The 21,892-nt window shown below is 72.8% G+C and carries 20 protein-coding genes; 10 read left to right on the plus strand and 10 right to left on the minus strand.

Going from position 1 to position 21,892, the window contains the following annotated elements; all coding sequences use genetic code 11:
* Positions 1-29: 29 nt before the first annotated feature.
* From ABD091_RS15055 to ABD091_RS15070, 4 genes are all read right to left on the minus strand, one after another.
* Positions 30-2,513 (minus strand): AMP-binding protein, encoded by a 2,484-nt coding sequence (locus ABD091_RS15055; protein ID WP_343919866.1) that lies wholly within the window; start codon positions 2,511-2,513, stop codon positions 30-32.
* A gap of 23 nt (positions 2,514-2,536) precedes the next feature.
* The gene (locus tag ABD091_RS15060) at positions 2,537-3,604 is read right to left on the minus strand and encodes an ABC transporter ATP-binding protein (RefSeq protein ID WP_343919868.1); all 1,068 of its coding nucleotides are present in this window, start codon (positions 3,602-3,604) and stop codon (positions 2,537-2,539) included.
* Complete coding sequence (locus ABD091_RS15065) at positions 3,601-5,055, minus strand: ABC transporter permease (RefSeq protein ID WP_343919870.1); 1,455 nt, start codon at positions 5,053-5,055, stop codon at positions 3,601-3,603. Before ABD091_RS15065 ends, ABD091_RS15060 begins: the two co-directional genes overlap by 4 nt.
* A 101-nt stretch (positions 5,056-5,156) precedes the next feature.
* Positions 5,157-6,161 carry an iron ABC transporter substrate-binding protein gene (locus ABD091_RS15070; RefSeq protein ID WP_343919872.1) on the minus strand — a complete coding sequence of 335 codons (1,005 nt, stop codon included), beginning with the start codon at positions 6,159-6,161 and terminating at the stop codon, positions 5,157-5,159.
* A gap of 130 nt (positions 6,162-6,291) precedes the next feature.
* On the opposite strand from ABD091_RS15070, the gene ABD091_RS15075 reads away from it, so the two are divergent.
* Positions 6,292-7,488, plus strand: a complete 1,197-nt coding sequence (locus ABD091_RS15075) for an acyl-CoA dehydrogenase family protein (protein ID WP_343919874.1) — start codon at positions 6,292-6,294, stop codon at positions 7,486-7,488.
* A gap of 39 nt (positions 7,489-7,527) precedes the next feature.
* On the opposite strand, the gene ABD091_RS15080 is transcribed toward ABD091_RS15075, so the two are convergent.
* Positions 7,528-8,403, minus strand: coding sequence for a DMT family transporter (locus ABD091_RS15080; RefSeq protein ID WP_343919876.1), 876 nt, complete (start codon positions 8,401-8,403; stop codon positions 7,528-7,530).
* 77 nt (positions 8,404-8,480) lie between these two features.
* Here ABD091_RS15080 and ABD091_RS15085 point away from each other — a divergent pair, with 77 nt between their 5' ends.
* From ABD091_RS15085 to ABD091_RS15095, 3 genes are read left to right on the plus strand one after another with little or no spacing between them, the layout of a single operon-like run.
* The gene (locus ABD091_RS15085; RefSeq protein WP_343919878.1) at positions 8,481-9,479 is read left to right on the plus strand and encodes a Gfo/Idh/MocA family protein; all 999 of its coding nucleotides are present in this window, start codon (positions 8,481-8,483) and stop codon (positions 9,477-9,479) included.
* Positions 9,472-11,022, plus strand: a complete 1,551-nt coding sequence (locus ABD091_RS15090; protein ID WP_343919880.1) for a GMC oxidoreductase — start codon at positions 9,472-9,474, stop codon at positions 11,020-11,022. The genes ABD091_RS15085 and ABD091_RS15090 overlap by 8 nt, the downstream gene beginning before the upstream one ends.
* Positions 11,019-11,534, plus strand: a complete 516-nt coding sequence (locus ABD091_RS15095; protein ID WP_343919882.1) for a VOC family protein — start codon at positions 11,019-11,021, stop codon at positions 11,532-11,534. Before ABD091_RS15090 ends, ABD091_RS15095 begins: the two co-directional genes overlap by 4 nt.
* An 86-nt stretch (positions 11,535-11,620) precedes the next feature.
* Here ABD091_RS15095 and ABD091_RS15100 read toward each other — a convergent pair whose 3' ends face one another.
* From ABD091_RS15100 to ABD091_RS15110, 3 genes are read right to left on the minus strand one after another with little or no spacing between them, the layout of a single operon-like run.
* Positions 11,621-12,232, minus strand: a complete 612-nt coding sequence (locus ABD091_RS15100; RefSeq protein ID WP_343919885.1) for a Maf family protein — start codon at positions 12,230-12,232, stop codon at positions 11,621-11,623.
* The gene (locus ABD091_RS15105) at positions 12,229-13,917 is read right to left on the minus strand and encodes a DUF885 domain-containing protein (protein WP_343919887.1); all 1,689 of its coding nucleotides are present in this window, start codon (positions 13,915-13,917) and stop codon (positions 12,229-12,231) included. Before ABD091_RS15105 ends, ABD091_RS15100 begins: the two co-directional genes overlap by 4 nt.
* On the minus strand, positions 13,914-14,939 hold the full coding sequence (locus ABD091_RS15110) for a P1 family peptidase (protein ID WP_343919889.1): 1,026 nt from the start codon (positions 14,937-14,939) through the stop codon (positions 13,914-13,916). The genes ABD091_RS15105 and ABD091_RS15110 overlap by 4 nt, the downstream gene beginning before the upstream one ends.
* 103 nt (positions 14,940-15,042) lie before the next feature.
* Here ABD091_RS15110 and ABD091_RS15115 point away from each other — a divergent pair, with 103 nt between their 5' ends.
* Positions 15,043-16,068, plus strand: coding sequence for a hypothetical protein (locus ABD091_RS15115; RefSeq protein ID WP_343919891.1), 1,026 nt, complete (start codon positions 15,043-15,045; stop codon positions 16,066-16,068).
* A 74-nt stretch (positions 16,069-16,142) separates the two neighbouring features.
* Here ABD091_RS15115 and ABD091_RS15120 read toward each other — a convergent pair whose 3' ends face one another.
* Positions 16,143-16,370: an acyl-CoA carboxylase epsilon subunit gene (locus tag ABD091_RS15120; protein ID WP_343919893.1), complete on the minus strand. Its 228-nt coding sequence runs from the start codon at positions 16,368-16,370 to the stop codon at positions 16,143-16,145.
* Positions 16,370-17,995, minus strand: coding sequence for an acyl-CoA carboxylase subunit beta (locus ABD091_RS15125; protein ID WP_343919895.1), 1,626 nt, complete (start codon positions 17,993-17,995; stop codon positions 16,370-16,372). Before ABD091_RS15125 ends, ABD091_RS15120 begins: the two co-directional genes overlap by 1 nt.
* A 19-nt stretch (positions 17,996-18,014) precedes the next feature.
* Here ABD091_RS15125 and ABD091_RS15130 point away from each other — a divergent pair, with 19 nt between their 5' ends.
* The 5 genes from ABD091_RS15130 (at position 18,015) to ABD091_RS15150 (ending at position 21,892) form a co-directional block, all read left to right on the plus strand.
* Positions 18,015-18,770, plus strand: a complete 756-nt coding sequence (locus ABD091_RS15130) for a biotin--[acetyl-CoA-carboxylase] ligase (protein ID WP_343919897.1) — start codon at positions 18,015-18,017, stop codon at positions 18,768-18,770.
* Between the two features lie 31 nt (positions 18,771-18,801).
* On the plus strand, positions 18,802-19,329 hold the full coding sequence (locus ABD091_RS15135) for a PH domain-containing protein (RefSeq protein WP_343919899.1): 528 nt from the start codon (positions 18,802-18,804) through the stop codon (positions 19,327-19,329).
* Positions 19,322-20,308 (plus strand): adenylate/guanylate cyclase domain-containing protein, encoded by a 987-nt coding sequence (locus ABD091_RS15140; protein ID WP_343919901.1) that lies wholly within the window; start codon positions 19,322-19,324, stop codon positions 20,306-20,308. Before ABD091_RS15135 ends, ABD091_RS15140 begins: the two co-directional genes overlap by 8 nt.
* 89 nt (positions 20,309-20,397) lie before the next feature.
* On the plus strand, positions 20,398-20,721 hold the full coding sequence (locus ABD091_RS15145) for a winged helix-turn-helix domain-containing protein (RefSeq protein ID WP_343919903.1): 324 nt from the start codon (positions 20,398-20,400) through the stop codon (positions 20,719-20,721).
* A 10-nt stretch (positions 20,722-20,731) separates the two neighbouring features.
* Entirely contained in the window at positions 20,732-21,892 is a 1,161-nt protein-coding gene (locus tag ABD091_RS15150) for a 5-(carboxyamino)imidazole ribonucleotide synthase (protein WP_343919905.1), read from the plus strand.

Consider the following 21,892-nt stretch of genomic DNA (forward strand, 5'->3'; position numbering starts at 1 on the left):
CCCTCGCCCCGGGTTCGGGTGGGCCTTCGTCACACTCGGGCGGTGAGCCGGCCCAGCGCGCGGAGTGCGGGCCTGGCGAGCCACCAGACGCCGATCCCGACGGCGAACGAGGCGAGGGTGGCGACGACGGGGTAGTGGTCCTCGAGGTGGGGGTAGACCTGCCAGTGGGTGAGGTAGACGAACAGCGAGGACGACGCGACCAGGCAGACCGGTGCGACCAGGCACCGCGGGAGGCGCACCGTCGGGAGCAGGACGAGGGCGGCGGTCCCGGCGACGATCAGCCCCTCGCGCCACGGGTCGCCGAAGAAGCCGTACGTCGCCACCGCGGCGAGGGCGACCACGGTCCAGCGGCGGGCGGGGGTGTCGGCGCGGCTCGCGGTCCAACCGAGCAGCAGGAAGAACGCGGCGAGCACGATCGTGTAGCGGTTGGTCGGGCCGGCCTCGAGTCCCACCCACCAGTAGCGCCAGGCCAGCGCGCCGAGGGTCAGCCCGAGTGCGAACCGGTAGGGCGCGCGTCGCTCGAGCCGGTCGACGGCCGGGACGGCGAGCAGGGCGAGCGCCGCCGCCGTCGTCCAGACGATCGCCTCGAGGAACCAGAACTCCCAGTCCGGCGTCCACTGCTCTCCGCCGAGCACGCCGTTGGAGTAGGTCACCGCGTGCCAGGTGTAGGTGCCGGTGACGAGGCCGACGCCGGCGATCCACAGCGATGCCGGGACGACCAGCTGGGCGAGCGAGGCCAGCCCGTGGCGCAGCCGCTCGGTCCGCGTCGATGCGGCCAGCTGGAACCGGGCGAGGTTCCAGCCCGCGACGACGAGCAGGACGTGGGCCCCGCCGACGACGGTCCAGACGTTGGCGTGGGTGGCGACGACGGCGACGATGGCGAGGGCGCGCAGCACGACGCTGGTGTCGACCCGGGTGCCGCGGCGGGAGGGCGTGGGTGCCAGCGTCCCGATGGGGCGGGTGTGCCAGTCGGTCGGCAGGTCACCGAGCCGGGTCGAGAGGCGCGTGGCGAGCTCGACGTAGGACAGGGAGTCGCCGCCCAGGCTGACGAAGGAGTCGTCGTCGGTCGCGTCGGGGCGACCCAGGACGAGGGCGTAGTCGTCGCGGACGCTCGCGGGCTCGGCCTCCTGGCGCGCGAGCCGTGCGTGCTCCGCGAGGGCCGCGCGGCACGGCTTCCCCGACGGCGTGCGCGGGAGCTCGGCGAGCGTCGTCACCCGCACGGCGCTGGCGGGCAGCCCGCTGACCTCGCACAGCGACGTCGCCAGGGGCCCCGCCGACCGGGGCCGGGTCGTGAACGCGTGGAGCGCGGGCCCGTCGCCCGCGTCGAGCACGAGGCAGTGGGCGGGCCCGAGCGCGACGGGCAGCTCCCGCTCGAGGTGGTCGAGGTCGAGCCGCAGACCGAACAGCTTCGCCTGGCGGCCGCGCCGGCCGAGGACCTCCCAGACCCCGTCACGGCAGCGGCCGAGGTCGCCAGTGCGGAGCTCGACGAGGTCACGGCCGCGGGCCAGGTCGGCCCGCGCGGCGGCGTAGCCCATCATCACGTTGGGGCCGGCGTAGACGAGCTCCCCGACGCCGGGCTCGTCGACCTCCGGGACCGGCTCGAGCCGGAACGAGCCGCCGGGAACGGGCACGCCCACCGCGTCGGGACGGGCCTCCGCGAGCTCCGGGGGCAGCCACGCCATGCGTGCGGTCGCCTCGGTCTGGCCGTACATCACGACCAGGTCCCAGCCGGCCGACCGCCCGTGGTCGCGCCAGCGGGTCACCTGGTTGGGCGCCATCCGGCCGCCGGCCTGGGTGACGTAGCGCAGCGCGGGCAGCTCGCGGTCGGCGAAGCCCGACCGCTCGAGCTGCTCGAAGGTGTAGGGCACCCCCGCGAACGACGTCGCGCGCGCCTCGGCGGCCAGCCGCCAGAAGCACTCGTCGACGACGGAGAGGTCGGTGAGGACGAGGGTCGCGCCGACGAGCAGGTGGCTGTGGACGACCGAGAGGCCGTAGCAGTAGTGGAGCGGCAGCGAGGTGATCGCGTTGTCGGCCGGCGTGATCTCGAGGTAGGTCGCGATGGAGGCCGCGTTGCTGCGCAGGTTGTCGTGCGAGAGCCGGACCAGCTTGGGCGAGCCGGTCGACCCCGAGGTGCTGAGGAGCAGGGCGAGATCGGGGTGGAGGTCGTGGGCGGTGCCGTCGCGCCGCTCCTCGAACGCGTGGCCGAGGACCACGTCGGGGTCCCACGCGTCGACCAGCGCCCGGGCCGGGCGCCCCGGTGGCGTCAGCAGGGCGACGTGGCCCGCGGTCACCGCCGCGAGGTAGGCCGCCAGCGACTCGACCGTGTTGGAGCCCTCGACCAGCACCAGGCGGCGGGTGTCGCCCAGCCGTTCAGCCAGCGCGTCGACCCGGTCGGCGAGCTCGTCGTAGGTGAGCCGGCCGTCGGCGGTGTGGACCGCCGTGCGCGCGCCGTGGGCACGCAGGTCGAGCACCCGGGGTGGGTGCACCTCGACGGGGTGGAGCAGGCTCGTCACCCGAGGAGGATATGAGGTAAGCCTTACCTCACACCAGTCGGGGACGTCGTGGGATAGGCCACGACCGGCCCGGTGACCCCGATGCCGACCTCGCTGCCGGGCTCGGGGGCGTCGAGCCCCGGCACCCGGGCGACCAGCGCGGGCCCGTCGGGGAGCAGCCGCAGCCGGACCGCGGCGTCGTGGCCGTAGAAGTGGACCTGCTCGACGCGCGCGCCCACCTCGCTGCGGTGGACGAGGATCTGCTCGGGCCGGAGCAGCACCCGCGCCTCGCCGTCCGGGGCCGGCGCCGCCAGCGGGGCGGACCCGAATGCGAACGTGGCTCGGTCGCCCTCGACCCGTGCCTCGACCACGGTCGCGCCGCCGACGAAGGCGCCGACCTCGGGATCGACCGGTGCGCGGTAGAGGTCGCGGGGGGCGTCGGTCTGGATCACGTGGCCCAGGCGCATCACCGCGACCTGGTCGGCCAGCGAGAGCGCCTCGTCCTGGTCGTGGGTGACCATCACGGCCGTGGTGCCGGTGGCCTGGAGGGCGTGGGCGACGGCCCTTCCCGTCGTCGTGCGCAGCGAGGCGTCCAGCGAGCTGAAGGGCTCGTCGAGCAGCACCACCGACGGTTCCGGGGCCAGCGCCCGCGCCAGGGCGACGCGCTGCTGCTGGCCGCCGCTGAGCTCGTGGGGCGAGCGGGCGGCGTACTCGCGCGGGAGCTCGACGAGGTCGAGCATCTCCGCGACCCGATCGCGGCCGGCCGCGGACGCGCGCTGCTGCTTGGGCAGGCCGAAGCCGATGTTGGCGGCGACGTCGAGGTGGGGGAAGAGCGCCCCCTCCTGGGGCACGTAACCCACGCGACGCTGCTGGGGCGGGACCACCCGTCCGGGGCCCGCGACGACGGCGTCGTCGAAGCGGATCGTGCCCGCCTGGGGAGCCAGGAAGCCCGCGACCAACCGGAGCAGGGTGGTCTTGCCGCAGCCGGACGGCCCGAGGACGGCGGTGAAGGAGCCCTCGGGGACGACGAGGTCGACGCCGTCCACGGCCCGGACCGCGTCCGCGCCGTGACCGAAGGCGTAGACGACCTCCGCCAGCTCGACCCTGCTCACCGCTCCAGTGTCTCCTGTCGCATCAGCAGCACGGTGGCCGGGACCGAGATCAGGACGAGGAGCAGGGCATAGGGGGCCGCGGCGCCGTAGCGCAGGTCGGAGGAGGCCGACCAGAAGCTGGTGGCGAGCGTGTCGGTGCCGATCGGCGAGAGCATCAGCGTCGCGGTCAGCTCGGTGGCGATGGCGAGGAAGACCAGCGCCGCGCCGGCGCCGATGCTCGGCGCGATCACCGGGAGGGTGACCCGGCGGGCAACCTCCAGCGGGCCGCTGCCGAGGCTCCGGGCGACGTCGTCGAGCACGACCGGCGCCTGCTCGAGCCCCGCCCGGACCGACACCAGCGCGCGCGGCAGGAACAACACGGCGTACGCCGCGACGAGGAGCAGCGAGGTCTGGTAGACGGCAGGGACGACCCGCAGACTCACCGTGACGAACGCCAGGGCGACCACGATGCCGGGCAGGGCCGTGGCCAGGTAGGTCGAGCGCTCGATCAGCGTGGTCAGCCGCCCGCGGTGGCGCACCGCCAGCCAGGCGACCGGCAAGGCGCAGAGCGTCGTGACCACGGCGCCGAAGGCGGCGAGCCCGACGGTCGACCCGGTGGCGGCCAGCAGCTCGCCGACCGGGAACTCCGTGGACGAGCCGACCCAGAGCCAGTGGACCAGCGCATAGATCGGGACACCGACGCCGGCGCCGACGAGGAGCGCGAGGCCGAGCAGGACCGGCGTCCGCGAGCGGGCGAGATGGACCGGCACGGCCTGGCGGGCGGCGCCCTGGCCGACGCGGGCGAAGCGGCGGTGGCCGCGCAGCCGCAGCTCGGCGAGCAGGAGCAGCAGGCACAGCAGGACCAGCACGCCGGCGATCATGTTGGCGGCGGCGCCGTTGAAGGTCGAGCCGTAGAGGTCGTAGATCGCGGTGGTGAAGGTCGGGAAGCGCAGCAGCTGGAGCGCGCCGAACTCGGCCAGCAGGTGGAGGCCGACCAGCAGGACGCCGCCGAGCAGCGCCGGGCGGAGCTGGGGCAGGACCACGCTGCCGAAGGAGCGCCAGCGGCTGTGGCCCAACGACCACGCCGACTCCTCGAGCGCGGGGTCGAGCCCGCGGAGCGAGGCGACGACGGGCAGGTAGACCAGCGGGTAGTAGGAGAGCGAGACGACGAGCAGCGCGCCGGCGTATCCGGTCACGGAGCGGTCGAGCGAGACCCACGCATAGCTGTTGACGAACGCGGGCACAGCGAGCGGCGCGACCAGCAAGCCGTGCCACAGTGGCTTGAACGGCACGTCCGTGCGCTCGACGACGAAGGCGAGGCCGACGCCGAGCAGGGTCGTCAGCGTCATGACGCCGACCGTGAGCCGCACCGTGTTCCAGAGCAGCTCGCCGACCCGCGGTCGCACCACGAGCTCCCAGGCCTCGGCCGGCCCGATGGCGACGGTGTAGGTCGCCACGAACCCCAGCGGCACCAGGGCCAGCAGGGCGACCGCGGCTCCTGCGAGCAGCAGCAGCCGCGGCGCGGGCCGGCGGTCGTCGCTGCCCGCGCCTGCGCGCGTCGGGGTCAGGAGGGTCAGAGCAGGCCCGCCTCGGTCATCAGCTCGGTGACCTGGGGCCCGTTGAGCTTCGCGGGGTCGACGGCGGGCGGCTCGAGGCTGTCGAACGGCTTCACCTCGGGGTCGAGGGTCGCGTCCGGGTTGAGGGGGTACTCCAGCGCATAGGAGTCGGCCATCGCCTGCTGGCCCTCGGTGCTGGTGAGGAACTCGATGAAGCGCTGGGCGTTGCCGGGGTGCTCGCTGCTCGCGAGGGCGCCGGCACCGGAGATCGAGACGAAGGCACCCGGGTCCTGGTCGCCGAAGAAGTGGAGGGCCACGTTGTCGGAGTTCTCGCCGCTCTCCTTCTGGTCGCGGTACCAGTAGTAGTGGTAGGCGATGCCGACCTCGATGTCGCCCTCGTTGGCGGCCTGCATGACCACGAGGTTGTTGTCGAGCACCGTGCCGTTCTCGGCGATGCCGGCCAGCCACTCGCGGGTCGCGTCCTCGCCCTCGGTCTCGAGCACGGCGCTCACGATCGCCTGGAAGTCGGCGCCCGTGGGGGAGAAGCCGATCCGGCCGGCCCACTCGGGCTCGGCGAGGTCGAGGATGCTGTCGGGCATGTCGGCCTCGGTCAGCGAGGTGTTGTACATCAGCACCGTCGAGCGGGCCAGGATGCCGGTCCAGTTGCCGGAGCTCGGGACGTAGTCGTCCGGGATCGGCGCGGTGGCCTCCTCCGACACCGGCGTGAAGAGCCCGGCGTTGTCGACGATGCTCATCGCCGGGGAGTTCTCGGTGAGGAAGACGTCGGCGGGGGAGTCGTCACCCTCGGCGACGATCTGGTTGGCCAGCTCGAGGTCCTTGCCGTTGCGCAGCTCGACGTCGAGGCCCGTCTGCTCCTCGAAGATCGGCACGATCTCGTTCATCAGCTCTTCGTGCTGGGCGTTGTAGATCACCAGGTCGGGCGGGTTGATGATGCTGCACGAGCTGACGACCGGGGCCAGGGCGGCGACCGCCACGGCGACGGCGAGGGCGCGCTTCTTCACAGGAGTCCTTCGGGGAAGCGGGTGAGGGCAGCCTCACCTTACTGGGGGTGCCCTCGCAGCGGCCATTCGGTGTGACCGGTCCCGCACGGTGGGTTAACGATCGCTAACCAACCGCGCTACGATCCCCCGCATGACCTTCGAGCTGTCCCCCGAGCACGAGCAGTTCCGGCGCACCGTCCGCGACTTCGCGGAGAAGGAGATCGCGCCCCACGCCGCCCAGTGGGACCGCGACCACCACTTCCCGGTCGACGTCGTGCAGAAGATGGGCCAGCTCGGGCTGATGGGCCTGACCGCCCCGGAGGAGTACGGCGGCGCCGGGCTCTCCGGCGAGGACGGTGGCTTCACCAGCCTCTGCCTCGCGATCGAGGAGGTCGGCCGCGTCGACCAGTCGATGGGCATCACGCTCGAGGCCGCGGTCGGCCTCGGCATCAACCCGATCCTCACCTACGGCAGCGACGAGCAGAAGCAGCAGTGGCTCCCCGACCTCGTGAGCGGTGAGCGGCTCGCCGGCTTCGGTCTCACCGAGCCGGGCGCCGGGTCCGACGCCGGTGCCACCCGTACGAAGGCCGTGCTCGAGAACGGCGAGTGGGTCGTCAACGGGGCCAAGCAGTTCATCACCAACTCCGGCTCGGACATCACCTCCTGCGTCACGGTGACGGCGAAGACCGGTGAGCGGGAGGACGGCCGGCCGGAGATCTCCGCGATCATCGTCCCGTCCGGCACCGCCGGCTTCACGGCCGAGAAGGCCTACGACAAGCTCGGCTGGCACGCCTCCGACACCCACCCGCTCTCCTTCGACGACTGCCGGGTCCCCGAGGCCAACCTGCTCGGCGACCGCGGCCGCGGCTACGCCCAGTTCCTCGCCACGCTCGACGACGGCCGGGTCGCGATCGCCGCGCTCGCGGTCGGCTGCATCCAGGCGTGCCTCGACGCCTCCCTGCAGTACGCGGGGGAGCGGCAGACCTTCGGGGGTCCGATCGGCCGCAAGCAGGGCGTGGCCTTCCAGGTCGCCGACCTGCAGGTGATGCTCGACGCCTCCCGGCTGTTGACCTACAAGGCGGCCGCGATGAAGGACGCCATGGACGCCGGCGCGTCGGTGAGCATGAAGGACTTCAAGCAGGCGGCGGCCGTCGCCAAGCTCTACGCGACCGAGTCGGCCGTCACCGCGACCCGGATCGCCACCCAGGTCTTCGGCGGCTACGGCTTCATGGAGGAGTACCCCGTCGTCCGGTTCTACCGCGACGCGAAGGTGCTCGAGATCGGTGAGGGCACCAGCGAGGTCCAGCGGATGCTCATCGCCCGCGGCCTCGGCCTCCCCGTGGAGTGAGCCGGGGGTGAGCCGCCGGGGTGAGCCGCCGGGAGGGCCTCAGCCGACGCTGACGTCCTCGGCCTCCGACTCGGCGGCCTCCTCGAGGCGGGCCAGCCGCACCAGGCCCCACCCGATCACGACCGCGGCCGCGACCTCGACCAGGAGGGCTGCGGGGGTGTGGCGCGGCGCCTCCTCGAAGACGAGGTAGCCGATCACGAGCGCGACCAGCACGTTGACGATGTTGAGCGCCGGCATCGACGCCGAGAGCCGCGCGGAGCGGTAGGCGAGCTGGTTGATGCCGATCCCGGCGAGGCCCATCGCGACGACGGCGTACGGCGTCGCGGTGGCGAGCACGGCACCGAGCCCGTCGGAGGACAGGCCCGAGGTCACGATCTTCAGGCACACGGCGACCGACCCGAAGAGCAGGCCGGCGGCGCAGCCGAGCAGCGTGCCGCGCAGGCCGGAGTCGGCGACCCGGCCGGCGACGCCGACGAGCACGGCCGAGAGCACGACCAGTGCGGCGACGATGGTCGTGATGCCCGCCCCCGGCTCGACGACGCTCTCCTCTGGCGCGGTGGCGATGAGGAAGGCGATCAGGCCGGCGAAGGTCGCCACCACCGCGACCGCCTCGTCGCGGGGCAACCAGCGACGCGACATGGCGGCGCGGATCGGCGGCGCGAACACCATGCCCATGATCGCGATCGGCTGGACCAGGGCGAGCGGGCCGAACGCCAGCGCGGTGGCATGGAAGATCAGCGCCAGGAAGCCGAGAGCCTGGCCGACCCACCACCACGGCCGCTGGAGCAGGTGGGCGATGAGTCCGACGCTGCCGATCTCGGCGGGCGCCTCGTGGGCCGCGCGGTGCTGCAGGGAGGTCGAGAGGCCGACGGTGAGCGCGCTCGCGAGTGCCAGCAGCACGGCGAGCCAGATCACGGTCAGAGCCTAACGGGCAGGGCACCACCGGCCGGGTTGCCCGACGGGCGCGTGGCGCGGTTGATAGGTTCGCCCGCATGCCAGGGGGTCACAGGCTGCACGTCGCCTTCCTCGGCGCCGGCCACATCGCAGGCGTCCACGCCCGCCACCTCAAGCCCTCCGACGACGTCCGGGTCAGCTTCGCCAGCCGTGACCTCGCGAGGGCGGAGGCGCTGCGTGCCCGCCGGGACGGGGAGCGGGCCTACGGCTCCTACGACGAGGCGCTCGCCGACCCCGACGTCGATGCGGTCGTGGTCTCCGTGCCGCCGGTCCACCACCGGGAGCTGACCTCCCGAGCGATCGCGGCCGGCAAGCACGTGCTGGTCGAGAAGCCGGCGTTCCTCACGCTCGAGGACTACGACGCGGTCATCGCGGAGCGCGACGCCGCCGGCGTCGCGGTGATCGTCGGCGAGAACGACCACTACAAGCCCCAGCTGGTGACGCTGCGCTCGATGCTCGGGTCCGGGGTCATCGGCGACATGGTGATGGTCAGCCTGGTGACCGTGGCCGACAAGCCCAAGGCGGCCGGCGACTGGCGCAACGACGAGACGATGGCCGGGGGCGACGCCTTCTTCGAGGAGGGCATCCACTGGCTCCACGTCGCCGGCGAGCTCGGTCCGCGTCTCGTCGCGGCCACCGGGCTGCGCCCGACGGCCGCGCCCGACCCCGCCGGTGACCGGCGCTCGCGCAGCATGGTCGTCGGGCTCACCTACGACTCGGGTGCGACCGGCGCGCTGCTCTACTCGCGCGAGGTGCCGTCGCTCCTGCGCGGCATCCGCACCTCCAAGCTCTACGGGCGCGAGGGCGTCATCACCTTCGAGTCCAACGGTGCCGGAGCCGTCGCCCGCGGCCGCGGGCGACCTCGCGTCCACGTCCCCGGTCCGGCCGAGCTGCGCGACGTACGCGGCTACAAGGCGATGTACGCCGACTTCGTGGCCGCGGTCCGCGAGGGCCGGCAGCCGTCGATGAGCGTCGAGCGGGCCCGCGAGGACCACGTGTTGATGGAGATGGTGCGGCGGGGTGATCACGGTGGGTGAGGTCCACGAGTACGACGCGGTGGTCATCGGCTCCGGCGCCGGCGGCGGCACCGTCGCCCGGGCGCTCTCGCGCACGAACGCGCGGGTGCTGCTGCTCGAGCGGGGCGACTGGATGCCGCAGGAGCGGCAGAACTGGGACCCGGTCGAGGTCTGGGGCAAGGACCGCTACCGCTCGGGCGAGCTGTGGCTCGACCGCCGCGGCAAGCCGTTCCAGCCGTTCATGCACTACCTCGTCGGCGGCAACACGAAGATGTGGGGCTCCGTCCTCTACCGGCTCCGCGAGGAGGACTTCGACGAGGTCCGCCACGCCGACGGGGTCTCCGACGCGTGGCCGATCAGCTATGCCGACCTCGCGCCCTGGTACGACCGTGCCGAGGAGATGTACGCCGTCCACGGCGAGCTCGGCGCCGACCCGACCGACCCGGAGCGCAAGCCGTTCCCCCACGCGCCGGTGCCCCACGAGCCCGAGGTCGAGGCGCTGGCGGAGCGGCTGCGCGCAAACGGCCACCACCCCGCGCCACTGCCGCTGGGCCTGCTCGACCCGGGTGCCCAGGGGGGCTGCATCCTCTGCGCCACCTGCAACTCCTTCCCCTGCCTGATCCGGCGCAAGGCCGACGCCGACACCTGCGGGGTCGTCCCGGCCCTCGACGGCGACGTGACGCTGTGGACCGGTGCGCGCGTGCGCAGCCTCGAGACCTCGGCGTCCGGCGACCGGGTCACGCAGGTGACCGTCGAGCGACACGGGCGGATCCACCAGGTCCGCGGCACCGTCGTCGTGCTCGCGGCCGGGGCGGTCAATTCGGCCGCCCTGCTGCTCGGCAGCGCCAACGACCGCCACCCCGACGGCCTCGCGAACTCCTCGGGCCTCGTGGGCCGGCGCTACATGGCCCACCGGGCGACGATGATGGAGGCGGTCCACCCGCTGCGGGCCCACGACACCGTCTTCCAGAAGACGCTGGCGATCAACGACTTCTACCGCCCGTCCGAGCGCCACCCCTTCCCGCTGGGCAACATCCAGTCGCAGGGCCGGGTCCACCCCGCCCAGGTGAAGTCGGTGGTGCCTTTCCTCCCGACCCCCGCCGTACGCGCGTGGACGCGGCGCGGGATGGAGCTGCTCGCGATGTCGGAGGACCTGCCGTCGCCCGAGAACCGGGTCACCCTGACCTCGTCCGGGCGCGTCCAGCTGAGCTACACGACCGGCTCGTCGCCGGTGCACGGCCTGCTGGTCAAGGAGGCGAGGCGGATGCTGCGGCGGGCCGGCTACGCCGGCGTGGTCACCCACGAGTTCCGCAACGAGAACACGACCCACCAGTGCGGGACCGCCGTCTTCGGCGACGACCCGCGCAGCTCGGTCCTCGACCCGCTCTGCCGCACCCACGACGTCGATAACCTCTACGTCGTCGACGCGTCGTTCTTCCCGTCCTCGGCGGCGGTCAACCCCGGGCTGACCGTCATCGCGCAGGCGCTGCGCGTCGCCGACCACCTCGCCACCCGCTTCGGGTGGCACCCCGACGACCCCGCCCCAGGAGGCCACACCCCGTGAAGGTCCGCTCGTTCAGCCACGTCGCGCTCACCGTCGGCGACTTCAACCGCAGCGTGAAGTTCTACGCCGACGTCTTCGGCTGCGCGCTGGTCGGCGTCAACTGCAACCACGAGCAGGACCGGCTGCGCACCTTCTTCGGCGTCGACTCCGACGACCCCGAGCTGAAGATCGGGTGGGTGCGCGTCCCCGGCGGAGCGACGCTCGAGATCTTCGAGTTCACCCCGTCGGTCTCCGGCGAGCCGGTCGTGTGGAACCGCCCCGGGCCGACCCACATCTCCTTCAACTGCAAGGACACGGAGAAGTGGCACGCCTACCTGGTGGAGCAGGGTGTCGAGATCGTCTCACCGCCGCAGACCTCGCCGCTGGGTCACTCGTTCTTCTTCTGCGCCGACCCCGACGGCAACCTGATCGAGATGATCGACATCCGCTACCTGCGGCCGGTCCTGCGCTGGCTCGGCCCCCTCGGCGGCGCGCTCTTCCGCCGTACCCGCTACCGGAAGTACCACCGCTGACGCGGCCCGAGGTCGAGTCGTGGGTTGGTGACGTGCGAGTCGCGAGGATGGGGCATCGCGACGGTCCCGAATCCGCGACTCGACGGTCACACGTCCGCGACTCGACCTGACCAGAGGTCGGGCCAGGCGTGGCCGAGCTCGGCGACGAGGTCGCGGAGGAGGGGCAGGCTGAGGCCGACGACGTTGTGGTGGTCGCCCTCGATGCCGGTGATGAACGCAGCCCCGAGTCCGTCGACGGTGAAGGCGCCGGCCACGTGGAGCGGCTCACCGGTCGCGACGTAGGCCGCGATCTCCTCGTCGGTGACGTCGGCGAAGTGGACCGTCGTCGAGCCGACGGCGGCCGCGACGTGGCCGGTGGCGGTGTCGCGCAGGCAGTGGCCGGTGTGGAGGACGCCCGACCGGCCGCGCATCGCCTGCCACCGGCGTACGGCGTCGGCGGCGTCCTCGGGCTTGCCGAGGGCCTCGCCCCCGAGGTCGAGGACCGAGTCGCAGCCGACGACCAACGCACCCTCCGGGACGTCGTCGCGGCCGGCCACGGCGGCGCACTTGAGCTCGGCGAGCTGGAGCGCGAGCTCGTCGGGCGGGAGGCCGTCGAGCCGGGACTCGTCGACACCGGAGACGATGACGACCGGCTCGATCCCGGCCGAGCGCAGCACCGAGAGCCGGGCAGGGGACTGGGAGGCGAGGACGAGCTTCACAGGCGCCCCAGCGCCCGCTGCAGCGGCTCGAGGCCGATCGAGCCAAGGTCGAGCGCCTGCCGGTGGAACGTCTTGAGGTCGAACGCATCACCGGCGCGGGCCCGCGCCTGCTCGCGCGCCTCGAGCCAGATCCGCTCGCCGACCTTGTAGGACGGCGCCTGGCCAGGCCAGCCGAGGTAGCGGTTGACCTCGAACCGCAGGAACGCCTCCTCCATCGCGCTGTGCTGGAGCATGAACTCGAGCCCGAGGGCGCCGTTCCACGTCTCGCCGGGGCGGAACCCGAACGGGTTGTCGCGGGGGATCTCGAGCTCGAGGTGCATCCCGATGTCGACGATCACGCGCGCCGCGCGGAGGCTCTGGGCGTCGAGCATCCCCATCCGGTCGGCGGGGTCGTCGAGGTGGCCGAGGTCGTCCATCAGCCGCTCCGCGTAGAGCGCCCAGCCCTCGCCGTGGCCGCTGACCCAGCACATCAGCCGCTGCCACCGGTTCAGCAGCTCGCTGCGGTAGGCGGTCTGGGCGACCTGCAGGTGGTGGCCCGGCACGCCCTCGTGGAAGACGGTGGTGACCTCGCGCCACGGCGAGAAGTCATCGATGCCGTCGGGGACCGACCACCACATGCGGCCGGGTCGGCTGAAGTCCTCCGAGGGGCCGGTGTAGTAGATGCCCCCGTCGTTGGTCGGCGCGAGCCTGCACTCGATGCGGCGGATCGGCTCGGGGATGTCGAAGTGGACCCCGGCCATCGCGTCGATGGTGCGGTCGGCGAGGTCCTGCATCCACGCCCGGAACGCCTCGCGGCCGTGGACCTTGCGGGACTCGTCGGCCTCGAGGTGGTCGATGGCCTCCCGCGCGCCGGCGCCGGGGAGGATCCGGTCGGCCGTCGCCGCCATGTCGTCGGCGAGCCGCTTGAGCTCCTCCCAGCCCCACGCGTAGGTCTCCTCGAGGTCGACCGTCGCCCCGAGGAACTTGCGGGACAGCAGCGCGTAGTGGTCGCGCCCCACGGCGTCCCGCTCCCGGGCGTGGGGGAGGACCTCGGACGCGAGGAACCGGGCCATCTCCTCCAGCGACTCGTTGGCGGCCGCCGCGTGGCGGGCGAGGTCGTCACGGAGCGCGGGTACGTCGCAGCGCGCGGCGAGCTGGCCGAAGATGTCGCCGCCCTCGCCGGTCCGCCCGGTCCAGGTGCGGATCTGGGCCGCCACCTCGCGATACTGCCGGGCGGCGCTGACCCGGCCGGCGGCGGTCTCCTCCGCCAGCGTCGCGCGATAGCCGGCCAGGGCTCCCGGGAAGGCCGCGAGCCGCGCTGCGACGTCCGCCCAGTCGTCCTCGGTCTCGGTCGGCATCAGGTCGAAGACCTGGCGGGTGCCGTGGAGCGGGCTCGCGAGGACGTTGAGCTCCGAGCGGCCGAGGCCGGCCTCGGTGATCTCGACGTCGAGGCCGATCCGCTCGAGGAAGGCGTCGCGGGCGACCTCCTCCCGCTCGTCGACGGGGGTGGTCGCGCGCATGTCCGCGAGCGCGCGACGGGTCAGCTCCTCCCGGGCCCCGAAGCCGTCGGGGGACCAGTCGGTCAGCCGGTCATCGTGACCGTCGATGCCGATGAAGGTGGCGGTGATCGGGGCGAGGGCGGCGTAGTCCTCGACGAAGCGGTCAGCGATGACGTCGACCCGGCGGTCGCTCGAAACGGCTGTCACCCGGACGACCCTAGTGCGGAGGCGGTCGGGAAGGCGTCCCGATATCCGCGCATCCCTCCCGCCGAGTCCGCGGTGAGGACCCCGCGCGCGACGGCCCGGGTGACGGTGGTCGCCGCGGCGACGAGCAGCGCGTGGAACCCGACCCGGTCCGGGGCAGGCCGACGACCGGTCGCGAGGGTGAAGACGGTGTCGCCGTCGAACATCGTGTGGACCGGGTCGATCGCACGGGCCAGCCCGTCGTGGCCGATGCCGCTGATCTTCTGGCACTGGGCCTTGGTGAGGGTGGCGTCGGTGGCGAGGACCACGAGGGTCGTCGCCAGCGGTGGTTGCGGTGGGGGCTGGGCTGCCGCCCGGTCGCGCGCAGCGGCCACGTCGGCGGGGTCGGGTCGCCGGAGCCCGGCCAGGTCCCGGGGCTCGCAGTGGCGGGCGGCGTAGAGCTCGCCCGTCGCTGGGTCGACCGCCGATCCGACGGCGTTGACGACCGCCAGCGCGCCGACGACGGTGCCGTCGGGCAGCACGGTCGAGGCGGTGCCCACCCCGCCCTTGAGCCCGCCGACGCGGCAGCCCGTGCCGGCCCCGCGGCTGCCCTCGGCCACCCGCGGACCGGCCAGCGCGGCGTCGTACGCCTCGGAGCCGAGGGTCGCGTCGGGGTGGTGGCCGAAGACACCACCGCGGCCGAGGTCGAAGACGACGGCGGCCGGGACGATCGGCACCACCTCGCCCGGCCCCCCGACCGGATAGCCGATCCCGGCCGACAGCAGTCGCTGGACGACGCCGTCGACCGCGGCGAGCCCGGGCGCAGAACCGCCGGTGAGCACGACGGCGTCGACCCGCTCGACGGCGTTGCGGGGATCGAGGAGGTCGGTCTCGCGGGTGCCCGGTCCGCCGCCGCGCACGTCGACGCCGCCGACCGCGCCACCCTCCGGGGCGAGCACGACGGTGACCCCGGTCAGCCAGCCCTCGCCGGTGCGCTCGGCCTGTCCCACCCGGATGCCCGGGACGTCGGTGATCGAGTTGCTCACGACTCCATGGTTCCGCATCCGTGGGCGTCCGTGCGGTGCTAGGTTGCGCCGGCCCGGTCGACCGGCGACCGGCTTTCACGACACACGGGGGAGCACCATGCGCGTGACGCGCCTGCCCAGTCTTGCCCTGCCCGCCGCCCTCGCCCTCGGCCTGGCGGCCTCCACCCTCAGCCCGGCCTCTGCCGAGCCGCCGCCCGACGACACCGTCCCTGCGATCACCATCGACAGCGCGCCGTCGAAGCTCTACCCGGCCGTCGACGGCTACCGGGACACCGCGCTCGTCGTCTACACGGCCTCCGACGCCGTCGACACCATGCTCGACGTCCACGTGGTGATCCGCGACGGCGTGGGGACCTCCGTCGCCGAGAGGACCTCCACCGATGTGGAGAGCGGCGCGACCATCGGCTGGGAGTGGGACGGCGGCGACTTCGTCGGCGGCACGCTCCCCGGCGGTGACTACGTGCTCGAGATGACGGCCGTCGACGAGGCCGGCAACACCTCGGCGACCGACTCGCGCTCGATCTCCCTCGACGAGGGTCGCCTGGTCGACCGCACCGCACGCGGCTGGATCAAGGCGAAGCCGTCGATGATCGGCAAGGACGTGCGCCGCTGCTCGACCCTCAAGGGCAGGGTCCGCGGCTGGGCCGGCTCGCTGGGCTACTACGCCAACACCCGCTGCGGCCGGACCGGCGTGCCGAGCGTCGTCTCGACCGTCCACGGGGTCTACGTGCCCGAGGCGTTCAAGGACCGTCAGCGCGGCTGGTTCTACGGCTCCATGCAGATCAGGACCTGGGGTGGGAACGCCGAGAAGCGACGCGGCAGCAAGGCGATCCTCCAGTACTGGAAGGACGGCTCCTGGGCCAAGGCTAAGACGATGGGCAGCAGCCTCGGCACGCACGCCGGCCGCAAGACCTCGGCCAAGCCGTTCATCGTGGTGGACAACGGGCGACCGGTGATCATCTGGGGCCTCGGCACCGCCAACCGCAACTGGTACGACGTGAAGAAGTTCTCCCTCACGCTGCGCTACCAGAAGATGGTCTACCCGGACGTCGTCGTCCGCGAGGCGCCGTCGCCGTTCACGATGCAGGTCCCGACGGGCCTCACCGTCCCCGCACCGCAGCTGCCCTGATCACCGACGTCGTCGTACCCGGCACCACGGTCGTCATCCGCGAGGATGACGACGCTCAGGTCGGGTACGACGGCTCAGCGGGGAAGGCCGGAGGAGCGCCAGGCGCCGGGGCCGTGGCGGTGGGTCTCGCGGGTCAGCCGCGCGGGCCGGTTCCACTCCGGCGTACGCCGCGGCGCGGGCGCCTCGCCCGAGGACGCGACCGCCGCGAGGACGGCGACGATCGCCGCCACCTCCTCCGGCGTGGTGTCGGGCGTGACGATCCGCAGCAGCGGCTGCTCCGGGGTGTCGCTCTCGGTGGCCATCACAGCGGGATGTTCCCGTGCTTCTTGGGCGGGAGCGTCTCGCGCTTGGTGCGCAGCAGCCGCAGCGCCTTGACGACCTCGAGCCGGGTCTCGTGGGGGCTGATGACGGCGTCGACGTAGCCGCGCTCGGCCGCGATGTAGGGGTTGGCGAGGGTCTGCTCGTAGTCGTCGATCAGCTCGGCTCGCTTGGCCTCGACGTCCTCCCCGGCCTCCTGGGCGGCCGCGATCGTCTTGCGGTGGAGGATGTTGACCGCGCCCTGGGCGCCCATGACGGCGATCTGGGCGGTGGGCCAGGCGACGTTGATGTCGGCGCCGAGGTGCTTGGAGCCCATGACGTCGTAGGCACCGCCGTAGGCCTTGCGGGTGATGACGGTGACCAGCGGGACGGTCGCCTCGGCGTAGGCGTAGATCAGCTTGGCGCCGCGCCGGATGATGCCGTCCCACTCCTGGTCGGTGCCGGGCAGGAAGCCGGGGACGTCGACGAACGTCAGCACCGGGATGTTGAAGGCGTCGCAGAACCGCACGAAGCGCGCCGCCTTCTCGGAGGCGTCGATGTCGAGGGTGCCGGCGAGCTGGAGCGGCTGGTTGGCGACGACGCCGACCGACTGGCCCTCGACGCGGCCGAAGCCGACGAGGATGTTCGGCGCGAACATCGACTGCACCTCGAGGAAGTCCTCGTCATCGAGCACCGCGGTGATGACGTCGTGCATGTCGTAGGGCTGGTTGGCGCCGTCGGGGATCAGCGTGTCGAGCGTGCGGTCGAGGTCGGTGACGTCGGCGTCGGCCGGCTCGTCGAAGGTCGGTGCGGGGTCGAGGTTGTTCTGGGGGAGGAAGGAGAGCAGCGTCTTGACGTACTCGATCGCGTCCTCCTCGTCGGAGCCCATGTAGTGGGCGTTGCCCGACTTGGTGTTGTGGGTACGCGCGCCACCGAGGTCCTCCATCGAGACGTCCTCGCCGGTGACGGTCTTGATGACGTCGGGGCCGGTGATGAACATCGCCGAGGTCTGGTCGACCATCACGGTGAAGTCGGTGACGGCGGGGGAGTAGACGTGGCCGCCGGCGCAGTTGCCCATGATCATCGAGATCTGGGGGATGACGCCGGAGGCGTGCACGTTGCGGCGGAAGATCTCGCCGTAGAGGCCGAGGCTGACCACGCCCTCCTGGATCCGCGCCCCGGCGCCCTCGTTGATGCCGATGATCGGGCAGCCGGTCTTGATGGCGAGGTCCATCACCTTGGTGATCTTCTCGCCGTAGACCTCGCCGAGGGACCCGCCGAAGACGGTGAAGTCCTGGCTGAAGACGCAGACCTGACGGCCGTCGACGGTGCCGTAGCCGGTCACCACGCCGTCGCCGTAGGGCCGGTTCTTCTCCAGCCCGAACGCCGTGGAGCGGTGGCGGGCCAGCTCGTCGAGCTCGACGAAGGAGCCCTCGTCGAAGAGCATCTCGATCCGCTCGCGGGCGGTCTTGCGGCCCTTCGCGTGCTGCTTCTCGACTGCCTTCGCCGAGCCCGCGTGCACCGCCTCGTCGAGCCGCCGCTCGAGGTCCGCGAGCTTGCCCGCAGTGGTGTGCGTGTCGATGTCGTCGGGAACGTCGGTGCCCTCACCGGGCGTCGTCTGCGCGCTCACCCGTGACAGGCTAGACCCCGTGCGACCTCCCCTCGACGTTGCCCGGCTCACACCCCTCGGCGTCGAGGTCGTGGCGCAGACCGGGTCCACCAACGCGCTGGTCGCCGACCGCGCCCGCGAGGGCGCGCACGCCGGGCTGGTCGTCGCGACCGAGCACCAGGTCGCCGGCCGCGGCCGGCTCGACCGGACCTGGGAGACCCCCGACCGGGCCGCGCTGACCTTCTCGGTGCTGTGGCGGCCGACGCGGCCCGGGGCCGAGTGGCCGTGGCTGCCGCTGGTGGCGGGCGTCGCCGCGGTCCGTGCCCTCCGCGAGCACGGTGTCGACGCCGGCCTGAAGTGGCCGAACGACGTGATGGTCGGCGACCACAAGCTCGCCGGCATCCTCGCCGAGAGGGTCGAGACCCCGACCGGGCCGGCCGCGGTGCTCGGCATCGGCCTCAACGTCGACCAGACCCGGGAGGAGCTGCCGGTGGCCACCGCCACGTCGGTCACGCTGGCCACGGGGACGGCACCCGACCGCACCGGGCTGCTCGCCTCGCTGGTCACCCGCCTCCACGAGGAGTACGCCGCCTGGCAGTCCGGCGGCGGCCCGGCCCTGCGCGCGGCGTACCTCGACGCGTGCGTGACGGTCGGCCGTCAGGTGCGGGTGCTCCTGCCCGGGGGCGAGGAGCTCGTCGGCGTGGCGGAGGACGTGGACGGCGCGGGAAGGCTGGTCGTGGCCGGCCGGGCGGTGGCGGCCGGCGATGTGGTGCACGTGCGCCCTACCGGCGCCTGACCTCCACCGTGATCGGTGTCATGATCGGTCCGTGGCCATCAACCCGAAGCTGCTGAACGACGGCGAGCACGTCGTCGTCTCCTCGCGCACGCACCCGAAGGCGCTGCTGCTGCCCCTCCTCGTGACGGTCGTCCTGCTCGCCGTCGGCGCGTTCCTCCAGCAGGTGGGGTCCGGGTCCGCGGGCGCGGTGCTCCACATCGTCGTCTGGGTCCTCGTCGGGGTCGGCATCCTCTGGTGGGCGGTGCGCCCGTTCGTCGCCTGGGCGACCACGACCTACACCTTCACCAACCGCCGCTTCATGAAGCGCTCCGGCTTCATCGCCAAGGAGGGTCGGACGATCCCGCTCAACCGGATCAGCGGCGTCGACTTCGAGATCGGCATCATCGACCGCGTGTTCGGCTGCGGCACGCTCGTCGTGACCGATGCCAGCGAGCACGGCCACGTCCTGCTCCACGACATCCCGCGCGTGGAGGAGGTCCAGAAGATGGTCGCTGCCGAGCTCGACCGCCACGCCGGCCACGGCAGCCCGGCACCCGACCGGGCCGACGACGGTGCCTGACGAGGCGACCGGAGGCACGGAGCGCTCGCTCGAGCAGGCGATCCTCGGGGGCCCGCCGGTCCACACCGCCCAGGAGGTCGCGGACGAGACCGGCGTGACCCTGGAGGAGCTGCGTCGCCTCTGGCGCGCCCTCGGCTTCCCCGAGCACGGCACCGAGGTCGCCTTCACCCCCCACGACGTCGACGCGGTCTCGACGCTCAACCGGCTGGTGTCCTCGGGAGTCATCGACGTCGACACCGCGGTGATGCTGACGCGCGCGATGGGCCAGACGATGGCGCGGCTCGCCGACTGGGAGGTCGGGACGCTGCTCCACCGCGTCCAGGACCTCGAGCGCAGCGAGGCGTCGACCGGGTCGCGCACCGAGACCGCGATGCGGCTCGTCGAGGACCTCAACCCGCCCTTCGAGGAGCTGCTCGCCTACGCCTGGCGTCGCCACCTCGCCGCGGCGGTGGCCCGGCTCGAGGCGCTCGGGGCCAGCGAGGACGACCTCCGCACCACCCAGCTGACGGTGGGCTTCGCCGACATCGTCTCCTTCACCGCGTTGTCCAACGAGGTGTCGCGCGAGCGCATCGGCGAGCTCGTGGAGGTCTTCGAGTCGCGGTGCTCCGACGTCGTGGCGGCCCAGCGGGGCCGCGTGATCAAGAGCATCGGCGACTCCGTCCTGTTCGTCCACGACGACCCGATCGCGGCCTACGAGATCGCCGCGGGGATCATCCACGTCATCGGTCGCGACCCCCGGATGCCGGAGGTGAGGGTCGGCCTCGCCAGCGGCGCAGTGGTGATGCGGATGGGCGACGTCTTCGGGCCGCCGGTCAACATGGCGTCCCGGCTGACCGCCGTGGCACGTCGCAACCGGATCATCGTCGACCAGGAGACGGCCGACCGGCTCCCGGGCGACCAGTTCGAGACCCGCCGCCTCCCGGCCCGTCCCGTCCGGGGCTTCGGGCTGGTCGAACCGCTCACCGTCCGCCGCCACTGACCCGCTCGGGTGGCACCCGGGTGTCCGATCGGATGAACTTCCTCCGGTTCCGCCGGTCTGGACCGCTCCGGCTCCCTACCCTGCGATCCGTGCTGACGGTGCAGGACGTGCGACTCGACCCCGACGACCGACGGGTCTGGGTGAGCAACGACGAGGTCGAGCTGTCGCGCAAGGAGTTCGACCTGCTCCACGCGCTGATGCGGCGCGCCGGCGAGCTCGTCTCCCGCGACGACCTGATGCGCGACGTGTGGGAGACGACCTTCTGGACGTCCTCGAAGACGATCGACGTCCACCTCGGGTGGGTACGCCGCAAGCTCGGTGACGACAGCCGCCGGCCGCGCCTGATCACGACCGTGCGTGGCCGTGGCCTGCGCTTCGAGACCCGCGACCCTCAGCGAGGGCTGCGCGGATAGGGTTCGGGGCGTGCCCGAAGCAGCGCCCCGTCTCGCCGTCATCGGTGGTGGACAGCTGGCCCGGATGATGGCCGAGCCCGCCGCCGCGATGGGCCTCCCGCTCCGGCTGCTTGCCGAGGCCGAGGGGGTCTCCGCCGCCCAGGTGGTGCCCGACCAGCTCGTCGGCGACTACCGCGACCTCGACACCCTCCGGAAGGTCACCGACGGCTGTGCGGTGGTCACCTTCGACCACGAGCACGTCCCGACCGACCACCTCCACGCGCTCGAGGACGACGGGCTGGCCGTCCACCCCGGGCCCCACGCGCTGGTCCACGCCCAGGACAAGGCGGTGATGCGGGAGCGGCTCGGTGCGCTCGGCCTCCCGTGCCCCCGCAACGCCGTGGTCACCTCGGTCGCCGAGGTCGAGGAGTTCGGCTTCCCCTGCGTCCTCAAGACGACGCGCGGTGGCTACGACGGCAAGGGGGTGTGGTTCGTCGGCTCCGCCGAGGAGTGCGAACCGGCCTTCGCCGCGGCCGCGGCGTCCGGCGTACGGCTGCTCGCGGAGGAGCTCGTCGACTTCCGTCGTGAGCTGTCGGCGCTCGTCGCCCGTTCCCCGAGCGGGCAGGCCGCGGCCTACCCCGTCGTGGCCTCGACCCAGAAGGACGGCATCTGCCACGAGGTGGTCGCCCCGGCGCCCGACCTCGACGAGGCGCTCGCGCTCGAGGCCCAGCGCATCGCGCTGACCGTGGCCAAGGAGCTCGACGTGACCGGCGTGCTCGCCGTCGAGCTGATGGAGACGAAGGACGGCCGGGTGCTCGTCAACGAGCTCGCGATGCGGCCCCACAACACCGGCCACTGGACCCAGGACGGCGCGGTCACGTCGCAGTTCGAGAACCACCTGCGGGCGGTCCTCGACCTGCCGCTGGGCTCTCCGGCCCCGCGTGAGCGCTGGACCGTGATGGTCAACATCCTCGGTGGCGACGACCCCACCGTGGGCCACCTCTACGACGGCTATCCCCACGCGCTGGCGCGGGACCCGCGGCTGCGCGTCCACCTCTACGGCAAGGACCTGCGGCCGGGCCGCAAGGTCGGTCACGTGAACGCCTACGGCGACGACCTGGACGACTGCCTCGAGCGCGCCCGTCACGCGGCCGCGTGGTTCCGGGGCGACCTCGGCAACGAGAGCGAGTGA

The organism is Nocardioides aestuarii (assembly GCF_039527245.1).
Lineage (GTDB): Bacteria > Actinomycetota > Actinomycetes > Propionibacteriales > Nocardioidaceae > Nocardioides > Nocardioides aestuarii.